The organism is Citrobacter sp. RHBSTW-00570, assembly GCF_013739755.1.
GTDB classification, from domain to species: domain Bacteria; phylum Pseudomonadota; class Gammaproteobacteria; order Enterobacterales; family Enterobacteriaceae; genus Citrobacter; species Citrobacter braakii.
Window position 1 is genome coordinate 1,468,484 of record NZ_CP056399.1, and the last position, 14,958, is coordinate 1,483,441.

Here is a 14,958-nt window from a genome sequence, read left to right on the forward strand (position 1 = left end):
CCACAGCCGAAAATCTGACGCATAATAGTTGTTCTACGTAGCTAACGGGCCACTACGGCCAGGGATGAAAAATGAAACATTTACGCGTAGCGGCCTGTATGCTGATGCTGGCACTGGTTGGGTGCGATAATAATAACGAAAAATCACCGACGGCTGCGAAGCCTGATGCGCCTGCACCGCAGACTGCGCCAGCAAAAGATAAGGCCCAATTACAAAAGCTGATTCAGCAAAGCCAGGGTAAGTCGCTGACGCTGCTTGATGCCTCAGAGGTCCAACTCGACGGCGCGGCAACGCTCGTTTTGACCTTTTCCATTCCCCTCGATCCGGAACAAGATTTTTCTCGCGTAGTGCACGTTGTTGATAAAAAAAGCGGCAAAGTGGATGGTGCCTGGGAGCTGGCGCCAAATCTAAAAGAGCTACGCTTACGCCATCTCGAACCTAACCGGGAACTGGTGGTTACCATTGAGCGTGATTTGCTGGCGCTGAATAAAGCGACGTTCGCTATCGATTATGAAAAAAATATTACCACCCGCGACGTCCAGCCAAGCGTAGGGTTCGCTAGTCGCGGCTCGCTGCTGCCGGGAAAAGTGATTGAAGGGTTACCGGTGATGGCCCTTAACGTTAATAGCGTGGATGTGAACTTCTTTCGCGTGAAGCCTGAATCGCTCGGTGCGTTTGTCAGCCAGTGGGAATACCGTAATTCGTTGTCAAACTGGGAGTCAGACAATCTGCTGAAAATGGCGGAGCTGGTTTATACCGGACGCTTTGACCTCAATCCTGAGCGTAACACCCGAGAGAAGCTGCTACTGCCACTGAGCGATATCAAGCCGTTGCAGCAAGCAGGCGTTTACATTGCGGTGATGAATCAGGCCGGACACTATAACTACAGCAATGCTGCTACGCTGTTTACGCTCAGTGACATTGGTGTCTCTGCGCACCGTTACCACAATCAACTGGATGTCTTTACGCAGAGTCTGGAAAACGGCGCTGCGCAGCAGGGTATTGAGGTCACGTTACTCAACGAAAAAGGGCAGACGCTGGCGCAGGCTACCAGTGACGCGCAGGGTCACGTCAAGCTGGAAACCGATAAAGACGCGGCCTTATTGCTGGCCCGTAAAGACGGGCAAACCACGCTGCTGGACCTGAAGCTCCCGGCGTTGGATCTGGCTGAATTTGATATTGCCGGCGCGCCGGGATACAGCAAGCAGTTCTTTATGTTTGGCCCCCGTGACCTCTATCGCCCTGGCGAAACGGTGATCCTCAACGGATTACTGCGAGATAGCGACGGCAAAACGCTGCCTGACCAGCCGGTGAAGCTGGAGGTCGTTAAGCCCGACGGACAGGTGTTACGCTCGGTAGTGAGCCAGCCGGAAAACGGTCTGTATCGCTTTAGCTGGCCGCTGGACAGCAGCGCGCCAACCGGCATGTGGCATATTCGTGCCAATACTGGCGACAACCAGTCGCGGATGTGGGATTTCCACGTCGAAGATTTCATGCCTGAGCGGATGGCGCTCAATCTCACCGCCAATAAAATGCCGGTGGCTCCAACTGATGAAGTGAAGTTCTCGGTGGTGGGCTACTACCTGTACGGCGCGCCCGCCAACGGCAATGCTCTGCAAGGGCAGCTTTTCCTGCGCCCGTTGCGGGAAGCGGTGCAGGCGTTACCGGGGTTCCAGTTTGGTAATATTGCCGAAGAAAATCTTTCTCGCAGCCTCGATGAGGTTCAGTTGACGCTGGATGACCACGGTCGCGGCGAAGTGACTACCAACAGCCAATGGCAGGAGACGCATTCTCCGTTACAGGTGATTCTGCAAGCCAGCTTGCTGGAGTCGGGTGGCCGTCCGGTGACGAGTCGGGTTGAACAAGCCATCTGGCCTGCGGATACGCTGCCAGGTATTCGTCCGCAGTTTGCGGCGAGAGCCGTTTATGACTACCGCACCGATACTACCGTCAATCAGCCTGGCGTTGATGAAAACAGCAATGCCGCTTTTGATATTGTGTATGCCGATGCGCAAGGTGAGAAAAAAGCGGTGTCCGGTTTACAGGTGCGTTTGATCCGTGAACGCCGTGATTATTACTGGAACTGGTCTGAAGGCGAGGGCTGGCAATCGCAGTTCGATCAAAAAGATCTGGTTGAGGGTGAGCAGACCCTGGATCTGAAGGCCGATGAGACCGGTAAAGTCAGCTTCCCGGTCGAGTGGGGTGCCTATCGCCTGGAAGTGAAAGCTCCGAATGATGCGGTGAGCAGCGTGCGCTTCTGGGCTGGTTATAGCTGGCAGGATAACAGCGACGGCAGCGGGACAGTACGTCCCGATCGCGTGACCCTGAAACTGGATAAACCCGGCTATCGTCCCGGCGATACCATGAAGCTACACATTGCCGCACCCGCGGCTGGCAAAGGTTACGCGATGGTGGAGTCCAGCGAAGGCCCGCTGTGGTGGCAAGAGATAGACGTACCGACGGATGGTCTTGATATCTCCATCCCGGTCGATAAAACCTGGAATCGCCATGACTTGTATCTCAGCGCGCTGGTGGTTCGTCCTGGCGACAAGTCTCGTTCGGCAACGCCAAAGCGGGCAGTCGGCTTACTGCATTTGCCGTTAGGCGATGAAAACCGTCGTCTGGCGCTGGAGCTGGAAAGTCCGGCGAAAATGCGTCCAAATCAGCCGTTGACCGTCAAGATTAAAGCCAGCGTTAAAAATGGCGACGTGCCAAAACAGGTTAACGTGCTGGTCTCAGCCGTTGACAGCGGGGTGTTGAACATTACCGATTACGCCACGCCAGATCCGTGGCAGGCGTTTTTCGGGCAAAAACGCTATGGCGCGGATATTTATGATATTTACGGCCAGGTGATCGAAGGGCAAGGACGTCTGGCGGCGCTGCGCTTTGGTGGTGATGGCGATGAGTTAAAACGCGGCGGCAAGCCACCGGTTAATCACGTCAATATCGTGGCGCAACAGGCGCTGCCGGTGACGCTTAACGAGCAGGGCGAAGGTACGGTGAAGTTACCAATTGGTGATTTCAACGGCGAGCTGCGGGTAATGGCGCAAGCCTGGACGGCGGATGACTTTGGCAGTAGCGAAAGCAAAGTGATTGTCGCCGCGCCGGTAATTACTGAACTGAACATGCCGCGCTTTCTGGCGGGGGGCGATACCTCGCGCCTGACGCTGGACGTGACCAACCTGACTGACAAACCGCAAACGCTGATTATTAATCTCGCGGCCAGCGGTTTACTGGAGCTGATGGGGCAAGATCCCGCCCCGGTGAATCTGGCGCCAGGCGTACGGACTACGCTGTTTATTCCGGTGCGTGCGCGGGAGGGCTTTGGCGATGGCGAAATTCAGGCGCAAATTAGCGGTCTGAATCTACCGGGTGAAACGCTGCCTGTTCAGCATAAACAGTGGAAAATTGGCGTGCGACCGGCGTTCCCGGCGCAAACTGTTAATTACGGCGTCGCACTTCAGCCGGGCGCAACCTGGCAGCTTCCGGGCGAAGAACTGACGAATTTCTCTCCTGTGACGATGCAGGGACAACTGCTGTTCAGCGGTAAACCACCGCTGAATCTGGCGCGCTATATCCGTGAACTGAAAGCTTACCCTTACGGTTGCCTCGAGCAAACGGCGAGCGGGTTGTTCCCATCCTTATACACCAATGCCGCGCAGTTGAAGGCGTTAGGTATCGCGGGCGACAGCGATGAAAAACGCCGTGCGGCAGTAGAGATTGGCATCTCTCGTTTACTGCAAATGCAGCGTGATAACGGCGGTTTTGCGCTGTGGGATAAGAACGGGTCGGAAGAGTACTGGCTGACCGCGTATGTGATGGATTTCCTCGTTCGCGCGAATGAACAGGGCTATAGCGTTCCGGCAGAGGTGATTAACCGGGGTAACGAGCGGCTGCTGCGCTATTTGCAGGATCCGGGCATGATGTCGATTCGCTATACCGACGACGCATCAGCAAGCCGGTTTGCCGTACAGGCCTACGCCGCGCTGGTGCTGGCTCGTCAGCAGAAAGCCCCGCTCGGCGCGCTGCGTGAGATCTGGGAGCGTCGTGCACAGGCGGCTTCCGGTTTACCGCTGTTGCAACTGGGGATAGCGCTGAAAAACATGGGCGACGCCAACCGCAGTGAACAAGCGTTGACGCTGGCGCTGAATACGCCACGCCGTGATGCGCAGCAGTGGATGGCGGATTACGGCAGTCAGCTACGTGACAACGCGCTGATGCTGGCATTGTTGGAAGAGAACAAGCTTAAACCTGACGTGCAGAATACGCTGCTGAACACTTTGTCAGAACAGGCCTTTGGGCAGCGCTGGCTCTCTACTCAGGAAAACAATGCGCTGTTCCTTGCCGCGCGTACGTTACAGGACTTGCCTGGCTCGTGGCAGGCGCAAACGTCACTCTCTGAACAGGCGTTAGCCGGGGAGAAATCACAAACGCGTAATCTGGATGCTGACGCGCTGTCTACGCTGAACGTCATCAATACCGGTAATCTGCCGCTGTGGCTGCGTCTGGATGTGAGTGGTTACCCGCAAACCTCGCCGACGCCTGCCAGCAACGTCCTGCACATTGAGCGTCAGATCCTGGGGCTCGACGGGAACAGCAAAGCGCTGGATTCTCTGCGCAGCGGCGAGCTGGTACTGGTCTGGCTGGAGGTGAAAGCCAGCCAGAACGTACCGGATGCGCTGGTGGTCGACTTACTGCCAGCCGGCCTGGAGCTGGAAAACCAGAATCTGGCCAACGGCAGCGCCAGCCTGCAGGACAGCGGCAGCGAGGTAGCGAATTTGCTCAATCAGATGCAGCAGGCGGATATCCAGCACGTTGAGTTCCGTGACGATCGCTTTGTCGCCGCGGTAGCGGTCAACGAAGGGCAGCCGGTGACGCTGGTCTATCTGGCGCGGGCGGTAACGCCGGGGACCTATCAGGTTCCTGTGCCGCAAGTGGAGTCAATGTATGTTCCGCAGTGGCGCGCGACCGGTGCGACAGAGGGGCTTTTGATTGTCAGACCGTAAATGATGCGCGGGTTGGGGAAACGCGGCTGCTGGCTCTGGCTGGTAGCCGTTGCGCTATTGCTGGTAGCGGGGGTTTGGGCGGCAGATAAAATCTGGCCGCTGCCGCTTCACGAAGTCGATCCGGCACGTGTCGTGGTGGCTTACGATGGTACGCCGCTATGGCGCTTCGCCGACGCGGACGGCATCTGGCGTTATCCGGTGACTATTGATGAGGTGTCCCCCCGTTACCTTGAGGCGTTAATCAACTACGAAGACCGCTGGTTCTGGAAACATCCCGGCGTCAATCCGTTTTCAGTGCTGCGCGCGGCATGGCAGGACCTCTCCTCAGGTCGCGTCGTTTCAGGCGGCAGTACGCTCACCATGCAGGTCGCGCGATTACTCGATCCCCACCCGCGAACTTTCGGCGGCAAGTTCCGCCAGCTCTGGCGCGCATTGCAGCTGGAATGGCATCTTTCTAAGCGCGACATCCTGACGCTATATCTTAACCGTGCGCCGTTTGGCGGCACGCTGCAGGGCGTGGGGGCGGCGAGTTGGGCCTACCTTGGTAAATCTCCCACACAGTTGAGTTATTCCGATGCCGCGCTGCTGGCCGTGTTGCCGCAGGCACCGAGCCGTCTGCGCCCGGACCGCTGGCCGGACCGCGCTGAAGCGGCGCGCAATAAAGTGCTTGAGCGCATGGCGACGCAGGGCGTTTGGCCTGCCAGACAGGTGCAGGAGTCACGCGAAGAACCGGTCTGGCTGGCGCCCAGACAAATGCCGCAGTTAGCGCCGTTATTCTCGCGCATGATGCTGGGAAAAAGCCGGAGCGATAAAATCGTGACCACCCTTGACGCCGGATTGCAGCGCCAACTGGAAGAGCTGGCGCAAAACTGGAAGGGCCGCTTACCTGCGCGCAGTTCGCTGGCGATGATTGTGGTCGATCACACTGATATGAGCGTGCGTGGCTGGGTGGGGTCGGTAGATATGAATGACGACTCCCGCTTTGGCCATGTGGATATGGTGAATGCGATCCGCTCGCCGGGCTCGGTGCTGAAGCCGTTTATCTATGGTCTGGCGCTGGATGACGGATTAATTCATCCTGCTTCATTGTTGCAGGATGTGCCGCGTCGAACCGGAGATTATCGACCAGGGAATTTTGACAGTGGTTTTCATGGCCCGGTGAGTATGAGCGAAGCGCTGGTGCGCTCGCTAAATTTACCCGCCGTGCAGGTACTTGAAGCCTATGGCCCGAAGCGTTTTGCCGCATCGTTACGTAACGTTGGCTTACCGCTGTATCTGCCCGCAGGTGCCGCACCGAATCTGTCGCTGATTTTGGGCGGGGCAGGGGCCAGACTGGAAGACATGGCGGCGGCGTACAGTGCCTTTGCCCGTCAGGGAAAAGCGGGAAAACTGCGCCTGCAGCCAGACGATCCACTGCTGGAGCGTCCGTTGATGTCGGTAGGCGCGGCGTGGATTATTCGCCGCATTATGGCTGACGAAGCGCAACCGCTGCCGGATAACGCGCTGAGCAGAGTGGTTCCGCTGGCGTGGAAAACGGGTACCAGTTATGGCTATCGCGATGCGTGGGCGATTGGCGTTAACGCCCGTTATGTGATGGGGATCTGGACCGGCAGACCCGACGGTACGCCGGTGGTGGGCCAGTTTGGTTTTGCCAGCGCCGTGCCGCTGCTCAATCAGGTCAACAATCTTTTACTCTCTCGCGGGACAAATCAGCCGGAGGATCCGCGCCCTGAATCCGTTAGCCGCGGCGTAGTGTGCTGGCCGGGCGGGCAGTCACTTGCGCCCGGAGACAGCAACTGTCGACGCCGTCTGGCAACCTGGCTGCTGGAGGGCAGCCAGCCGCCCACGTTGTTATTGCCCGAACAGGAGGGTGTGAGTGGCATTCGTTTCCCCGTCTGGCTGGATGATGAAGGCAAACGTGTGGCGGCGGATTGCCCGCAGGCGCGCGAACAAACGTTAATCGTCTGGCCTTTACCGCTGGAGCCATGGCTGCCGGAGTCAGAGCGCCGTGGGGCGAGATTACCGCCGGTTTCTGCCACGTGTCCGCCGCTGGGGCAGGATGCTTCGCTGCCGTTGCAGTTGACAGGGGTTCGTGATGGCGCGATCGTGAAGCGTTTACCCGGTTCTGCGCTGGCCTCATTGCCGGTACAAACCAGCGGTGGGACTGGCGATCGCTGGTGGTTTCTTAACGGTGAACGGCTGGATGAACGCGGACGCCGTCTTACGCTACGGCTGGCGACCAAAGGGGATTATCAACTGCTGGTAATGGATGACGCCGGACAGGTGGCGACGGTGAGATTTTCGTTGCAGTAGACCACCAGGTGATTTTTGTTGCTAAAATTCATCTTATTTTAAAGAAATGTTATCTTCGTCAATAGTCAATTGCCGGGATGCTCTTTATAATCCGCGCCAGGTAAACAACAACAAAACATCTTTTTCAGAGGTAATCATGGCTATTGAACGTACTTTTTCCATCATCAAACCAAACGCGGTGGCAAAAAACGTTATTGGGAGCATCTTTGCGCGCTTTGAAGCAGCAGGGTTCAAAATTGTCGGTACTAAAATGTTGCACCTGACCGTTGAGCAGGCGCGTGGCTTCTATGCTGAGCATGATGGTAAGCCGTTCTTTGACGGTCTGGTTGAATTCATGACCTCCGGTCCGATCGTTGTTTCTGTTCTGGAAAGCGAAAATGCCGTACAGCGTCACCGTGATCTGCTGGGTGCAACCAACCCGGCGAATGCGCTGGCGGGTACTCTGCGTGCAGACTACGCTGATAGCTTCACCGAGAACGGTACTCACGGTTCCGACTCCGTTGAATCTGCCGCGCGTGAAATCGCCTATTTCTTCGGTGAAGGCGAGGTTTGCCCGCGCACGCGCTAATCTCCTGCGTTTTTCACATCGCATAGTTTTCTATGCTTTCAGGGAGGCTCGAACGTGCCGCTTTCCTGCGATGCGAAATCCTTTGGAGAGGAATTAGCGATTTACATATTATTTTCGCTAATGCTTCGTGCAAACGTGGCATCCCTGCGCCAGACTTTGTACAATGCAACGCCCCGGAAGAGCAGAACGCTTGCCGGGGCGTTTCTTTTTAACCCTCCACGGGCCACAACGTGTAACAACGAGGCCGGAAAAAATTATGTCTGAATTAGTTAACACCTCTGAAGTCGTCATTCCTGCGGTTCCAAATAAAAATGGAAAAATCAACCTGCTGGATCTGAACCGTCAGCAAATGCGCGAATTCTTCAAAGATATGGGTGAAAAACCGTTTCGTGCCGATCAGGTCATGAAGTGGATGTACCACTATTGCAGCGACAACTTTGATGACATGACTGACATCAATAAGGTGCTGCGTAACAAGCTGAAAGAAGTGGCTGAAATTCGCGCCCCGGAAGTGGTGGAAGAGCAGCGTTCCTCTGACGGTACGATCAAATGGGCCATCGCGGTTGGCGATCAGCGCGTAGAAACCGTGTATATCCCGGAAGACGATCGCGCGACCCTGTGTGTTTCTTCACAGGTCGGTTGTGCATTAGAGTGTAAATTCTGCTCTACGGCGCAACAGGGCTTTAACCGTAACCTGCGGGTGTCGGAAATCATTGGTCAGGTCTGGCGTGCGGCGAAAATCGTCGGTGCGGTGAAAGCAACGGGCGTGCGTCCTATCACTAACGTGGTGATGATGGGGATGGGCGAGCCGCTGCTCAACCTGACCAACGTGGTGCCAGCGATGGAAATCATGCTGGATGACTTCGGTTTTGGGCTGTCCAAGCGTCGCGTCACGCTCTCCACCTCAGGCGTTGTCCCTGCGCTGGATAAGCTGGGCGATATGATTGATGTCGCGCTGGCGATTTCTCTGCATGCGCCGAACGATGAAATTCGTGACGAAATTGTACCTATCAACAAAAAGTACAATATCGAAACATTCCTTGGCGCGGTTCGTCGTTATCTGGAGAAGTCCAACGCTAACCAGGGTCGTGTGACCATTGAGTATGTGATGTTAGATCACATCAATGATGGTACTGAACACGCGCATCAGTTGGCAGAGCTGCTGAAAGATACGCCGTGTAAGATTAACCTGATCCCGTGGAACCCGTTCCCAGGCGCGCCATATGGCCGTAGCTCTAACAGCCGTATCGATCGTTTCTCCAAAGTGTTGATGAGCTATGGTTTCACTACCATCGTGCGTAAAACACGTGGCGATGACATCGATGCAGCCTGCGGTCAGCTGGCGGGTGACGTTATCGACCGTACCAAGCGTACTCTGCGTAAGCGTATGCAGGGCGACGCTATCGATATCAAGACCGTTTGATGTTGAGTGCACTACGGTATAATTCATGTACCGTAGTGCAACGTAAGCCAAATGAGGTTCTTTGTTGTTTTCGTGAGGTCAATAATAACGGTGCGTTTTTGTCGACTTTAAGGCAGTATGTAACGGCGCAACAAGCCTTTAGCCCTCAGGTTTACGTTGTTTTGTCTTTGATAGTCTGACCGTTTTATACTGTCTGACGAAGGTTAACTGACCAGATGTTTCGCGGTGTGGGTGAGCATTGTGGCTCGCCGGCATCAGAACCCAAATTTACGCAGCTGTAGCGAATGAATACTGAAGCCACGCACGACAAAAATGAAGCACTATCCACCGGCGTTCGTCTGCGCAATGCCCGTGAACAACTCGGATTCAGCCAGCAGGCAGTCGCGGAGCGACTTTGCCTGAAGGTCTCCACGGTACGTGATATTGAAGAAGATAAGGCGCCAGCCGATCTCGCTTCAACATTCCTGCGCGGTTATATCCGTTCTTATGCGCGTCTGGTGCATATTCCTGAAGAAGAACTGTTGCCAGGGCTGGAAAAACAGGCTCCGATTCGCCCAGCCAAAGTCGCACCGATGCAGAGCTTCTCGCTCGGTAAGCGTCGTAAAAAACGCGACGGCTGGTTAATGACCTTTACCTGGCTGGTGCTGTTTGTCGTTGTCGGACTGACGGGAGCCTGGTGGTGGCAGAACCATAAAGCGCAGCAGGAAGAGATCACCACCATGGCCGATCAATCCTCCGCTGAGCTGAATGCCGGTAAAGATGGTGCGCAGAACGTACCGTTAGATACCAGCGCCGCAGCGGGCCAGGGTACTACTCCGGCTCCAGACGATGGCGCGGTGGCGGACGCAGCGCCTACGCCAGATGTTGCTGCAACCCCGGCACCTGCCGCTGATGCGCAGCAGAATGCCGTTGTGGCACCTTCTCAGGCTAACGTCGATACCGCAACTGCTGCGCCAGCGACCGCGGCGCCGCTGCCGACTGACCAGGCGGGTGTCACTACCCCAGCAGCCGATCCTAACGCACTGGTAATGAACTTTACCGCCGATTGCTGGCTGGAAGTGACCGATGCGACCGGAAAAAAACTGTTCAGTGGTATGCAGCGTAAGGACGGCAATCTGAATCTGACGGGTCAGGCGCCGTACAAACTGAAAATTGGCGCTCCGGCGGCAGTGCAGATTCAGTTCCAGGGTAAACCTGTCGATCTGAGTCGTTTTATCAGAACTAACCAGGTTGCGCGTCTGACCGTTAATGCCGAACAATCACCGGCTCAGTAACAGACGGCAATGCGGGAGATTTTTTAATGCATAACCAGGCTCCAATTCAACGTAGAAAATCGACACGCATTTACGTTGGGAACGTGCCGATCGGCGATGGCGCGCCCATTGCCGTACAGTCTATGACCAATACGCGTACCACAGATGTGGAAGCGACGGTTAATCAGATCAAAGCGCTGGAACGCGTCGGCGCAGATATTGTTCGTGTCTCTGTACCGACAATGGATGCCGCAGAAGCGTTCAAGCTTATCAAACAGCAGGTTAATGTCCCGCTGGTTGCCGATATTCACTTCGACTATCGTATCGCGCTGAAGGTGGCGGAATACGGCGTCGATTGCCTGCGTATCAACCCAGGCAATATCGGTAATGAAGAGCGTATTCGCATGGTAGTGGACTGCGCTCGTGATAAAAATATTCCTATTCGTATCGGCGTCAACGCCGGATCGCTGGAAAAAGATCTGCAGGAAAAATACGGTGAACCGACGCCGCAGGCGCTGCTGGAATCCGCTATGCGCCATGTGGATCACCTCGATCGTCTGAACTTCGATCAATTCAAAGTCAGCGTTAAAGCGTCTGACGTTTTCCTCGCCGTAGAATCCTATCGCCTGCTGGCGAAACAGATCGATCAACCGCTGCATTTGGGGATCACCGAAGCCGGTGGTGCACGCAGTGGGGCGGTAAAATCAGCGATCGGTTTAGGATTGCTGTTGTCCGAAGGGATCGGCGATACGCTGCGTGTCTCTCTGGCGGCGGATCCGGTGGAAGAGATCAAAGTTGGCTTCGATATCCTGAAATCGCTGCGCATTCGTGCCCGCGGGATCAACTTTATCGCCTGCCCAACCTGCTCGCGTCAGGAGTTCGACGTTATCGGTACGGTGAACGCGCTGGAACAACGTCTGGAAGATATCATTACGCCAATGGATGTTTCGATCATCGGCTGCGTGGTGAACGGTCCTGGCGAAGCGCTGGTTTCTACGCTGGGCGTGACGGGCGGTAACAAGAAAAGCGGTCTGTATGAAGACGGCGTGCGTAAGGATCGACTCGATAACGACGATATGATTACGCAGCTTGAAGCCCGCATTCGCGCCAAAGCGAGTATCCTGGACGAAGCGCGTCGTATTGACGTGCAGCAGCTTGAAAAATAACAACGTGATGGGAAGCGGCGTGCTTCCCGTGTATGATTGAACCCGCATGGCGCCCGCATTGTTCGGGTTAGCGCTGAGGGTTCATTTTTATATTCATAAAGAGAATAAACGTGGCAAAAAACATTCAAGCCATTCGCGGCATGAACGATTATCTGCCTGGCGAAACCGCCATCTGGCAGCGCATTGAAGGCACTCTCAAAAACGTGCTCGGCAGCTACGGTTACAGTGAAATCCGCTTGCCGATTGTAGAGCAGACCCCGTTATTCAAACGCGCGATCGGTGAAGTCACTGACGTGGTTGAAAAAGAGATGTATACCTTTGAGGACCGTAATGGCGACAGCCTGACGTTGCGTCCTGAAGGGACTGCGGGCTGCGTACGCGCCGGCATCGAACATGGTCTCCTGTACAATCAGGAACAGCGTCTGTGGTATATCGGGCCGATGTTCCGCCACGAACGTCCGCAAAAAGGGCGCTATCGTCAATTCCATCAGCTGGGTGTCGAAGTGTTTGGCCTGCAAGGCCCGGACATCGATGCTGAACTGATTATGCTGACCGCTCGCTGGTGGCGCGCGCTGGGTATTTCTCAGCATGTCAGCCTTGAGCTGAACTCAATTGGTTCGCTTGAAGCCCGCGCTAACTACCGTGATGCGCTGGTCGCCTACCTGGAACAGCACAAAGAGAAACTGGACGAAGACTGCAAGCGCCGTATGTACACTAACCCGCTGCGCGTTCTCGACTCCAAAAACCCGGAAGTACAGGCGCTGCTCAACGACGCACCTGCGCTGGGCGACTATCTTGATGACGACTCTCGCGAGCACTTTGCGGGCCTGTGCAAACTGCTGGAATCCGCAGGTATTGCCTACACCGTCAATCAGCGTCTGGTTCGTGGTCTTGATTATTACAACCGCACCGTATTTGAGTGGGTTACCAGCAGTCTGGGCTCTCAGGGTACCGTGTGTGCCGGTGGGCGTTACGACGGTCTGGTAGAGCAACTTGGCGGTCGCGCAACGCCGGCCGTAGGCTTTGCCATGGGTCTGGAACGACTTGTTTTGTTAGTTCAGGCAGTTAATCCGGAATTTAACGCTGATCCTGTTGTCGATATATACCTGGTCGCTTCGGGGGCGGATACGCAGTCGGTGGCAATGCGGCTTGCAGAACGTCTGCGCGATGAAGTTCCTGGTGTGAAACTGATGACAAACCACGGTGGCGGCAACTTTAAGAAACAGTTCGCCCGCGCCGACAAGTGGGGCGCCCGCGTTGCACTGGTACTGGGCGAGTCCGAAGTGGCTGACGGTACTGTTGTAGTGAAGGATTTGCGCTCTGGTGAGCAAACGGCAGTAGCGCAGGATAGCGTTGCCGCGCATTTGCGCACTCTACTGGGCTAAGGAGAAGGACAGCGTGGAAATTTACGAGAACGAAAACGACCAGATTGATGCAGTAAAACGCTTCTTTGCTGAAAACGGCAAAGCGCTGGCTGTTGGGGTCATTTTAGGGGTTGGCGCGCTGGTTGGCTGGCGTTACTGGACCAGCCATCAGACGGAGTCCGCACGCTCTGCTTCTCTGGCATATCAAAATACGGTGACTGCGGTTAGCGCGGGTAAACCGGATAGTCTTCCTGCTGCAGAGAAATTTGCCGCAGAAAACAAAAATACCTACGGCGCGTTAGCTTCACTGGAACTGGCGCAGCAGTTTGTTGACCAAAATGAACTTGAGAAAGCCGCAAGCCAGCTGCAACAAGGCTTAGCAGCGACCAGCGATGAGAATCTCAAAGCGGTGATTAATCTGCGTCTGGCTCGTGTTCAGGTTCAGCTTAAACAGGCTGATACCGCGCTGAAAACACTCGACACCATTAAAGGTGAAGGGTGGACGGCCATTGTTGCCGACCTGCGCGGTGAAGCATTGCTGAGCAAAGGCGATAAACAAGGTGCGCGTAGCGCATGGGAAGCGGGCGTGAAAAGCGATGCCTCTCCTGCTCTGAGCGAAATGATGCAGATGAAAATCAATAATTTGTCCATCTGAGAGGGACCCGATGCAATTGCGTAAATTACTTCTGCCAGGGCTGCTTTCCGTTACCCTATTGAGCGGCTGTTCACTGTTTAGTGGCGAAGAAGATGTCGTTAAGATGTCCCCATTACCGGTGGTTGAAAACCAGTTTACTCCGTCTACGGACTGGAGCACCTCTGTAGGTAACGGTATTGGTGATTTCTATTCCAATCTTCATCCTGCGCTGGCGGATAACGTTGTCTATGCAGCCGATCGCGCCGGCGTCGTTAAGGCGTTGAATGCGGACGACGGCAAAGAAGTCTGGTCTGTTAATCTGGGTGAGAAAGACGGCTGGTTCTCCCGCGCATCTGCACAGCTTTCTGGCGGTGTAACCGTGTCCGGTGGCCATGTTTACATTGGCAGCGAAAAAGCGCAGGTTTATGCGCTGAACACCAGCGATGGTACCACCGCATGGCAGACGAAAGTTGCCGGTGAAGCGCTGTCTCGTCCTGTTGTGAGCGATGGCGTGGTATTAATTCACACCAGTAACGGTCAGTTGCAGGCCTTGAACGAAGCAGACGGCGCCATCAAATGGACCGTTAACCTCGACATGCCTTCTCTGTCTCTGCGCGGCGAATCTGCCCCAGCGACCGCCTTTGGCGCAGCTATCGTTGGCGGTGATAACGGCCGCGTAAGCGCCGTGCTGATGCAGCAGGGCCAGATGATTTGGCAGCAGCGTATTTCTCAGGCGACAGGTCCAACGGAAATCGATCGTCTGAGCGACGTTGATACCACGCCGGTTATCGTCAATGGCGTTGTCTACGCGCTGGCTTATAATGGTAACCTGACGGCGCTGGATCTGCGCAGCGGCCAGATCATGTGGAAACGTGAACTGGGCTCAGTGAATGATTTCATCGTCGACGGTAACCGTATCTACCTGGTTGACCAGAACGACCGTGTACTGGCGCTAACCACCGATGGCGGCGTGACGCTGTGGACGCAAAGCGATCTGCTGCACCGTCTGCTGACGTCCCCGGTATTGTATAACGGCAATCTGGTCGTGGGTGATAGCGAAGGCTACCTGCACTGGATTAACGTTGACGATGGCCGCTTTGTCGCCCAGCAGAAAGTTGACAGCTCTGGTTTCCTGACCGAGCCGGTCTCTGCTGATGGTAAACTGCTGATCCAGGCGAAAGACGGTACGCTGTACTCTATTACGCGTTAATCGTCCCGGCCGCTCGCTTTG

At 55.4% G+C, this 14,958-nt stretch carries 9 protein-coding genes; all 9 read left to right on the plus strand.

The features are described from left to right. The first annotated feature begins 71 nt into the window (after positions 1–71). Entirely contained in the window at positions 72–5,006 is a 4,935-nt protein-coding gene (locus tag HV237_RS06935) for an alpha-2-macroglobulin (RefSeq protein ID WP_047358239.1), read from the plus strand. After that, entirely contained in the window at positions 5,007–7,319 is a 2,313-nt protein-coding gene (gene pbpC, locus HV237_RS06940) for a peptidoglycan glycosyltransferase PbpC (RefSeq protein ID WP_047358238.1), read from the plus strand. It begins immediately after the preceding gene. Positions 7,320–7,455: 136 nt separating this feature from the next. Then, on the plus strand, positions 7,456–7,887 hold the full coding sequence (gene ndk, locus HV237_RS06945) for a nucleoside-diphosphate kinase (RefSeq protein WP_003037710.1): 432 nt from the start codon (positions 7,456–7,458) through the stop codon (positions 7,885–7,887). A gap of 256 nt (positions 7,888–8,143) precedes the next feature. Continuing rightward, positions 8,144–9,310: a bifunctional tRNA (adenosine(37)-C2)-methyltransferase TrmG/ribosomal RNA large subunit methyltransferase RlmN gene (locus tag HV237_RS06950; RefSeq protein ID WP_016154002.1), complete on the plus strand. Its 1,167-nt coding sequence runs from the start codon at positions 8,144–8,146 to the stop codon at positions 9,308–9,310. Positions 9,311–9,594: 284 nt separating this feature from the next. Then, positions 9,595–10,584 carry a cytoskeleton protein RodZ gene (gene rodZ, locus HV237_RS06955; RefSeq protein ID WP_047358237.1) on the plus strand — a complete coding sequence of 330 codons (990 nt, stop codon included), beginning with the start codon at positions 9,595–9,597 and terminating at the stop codon, positions 10,582–10,584. 26 nt (positions 10,585–10,610) lie between these two features. Further along, positions 10,611–11,729 (plus strand): flavodoxin-dependent (E)-4-hydroxy-3-methylbut-2-enyl-diphosphate synthase, encoded by a 1,119-nt coding sequence (gene ispG / locus HV237_RS06960; RefSeq protein ID WP_016154000.1) that lies wholly within the window; start codon positions 10,611–10,613, stop codon positions 11,727–11,729. A gap of 110 nt (positions 11,730–11,839) precedes the next feature. Beyond that, positions 11,840–13,114, plus strand: coding sequence for a histidine--tRNA ligase (gene hisS, locus HV237_RS06965; RefSeq protein WP_016153999.1), 1,275 nt, complete (start codon positions 11,840–11,842; stop codon positions 13,112–13,114). Positions 13,115–13,127: 13 nt separating this feature from the next. Beyond that, entirely contained in the window at positions 13,128–13,748 is a 621-nt protein-coding gene (locus tag HV237_RS06970; RefSeq protein WP_016157128.1) for a YfgM family protein, read from the plus strand. Between the two features lie 10 nt (positions 13,749–13,758). After that, a complete protein-coding gene (gene bamB / locus HV237_RS06975) occupies positions 13,759–14,937 on the plus strand; it encodes an outer membrane protein assembly factor BamB (RefSeq protein ID WP_016153997.1) in 1,179 nt (392 codons plus the stop codon). Positions 14,938–14,958: the final 21 nt, after the last annotated feature.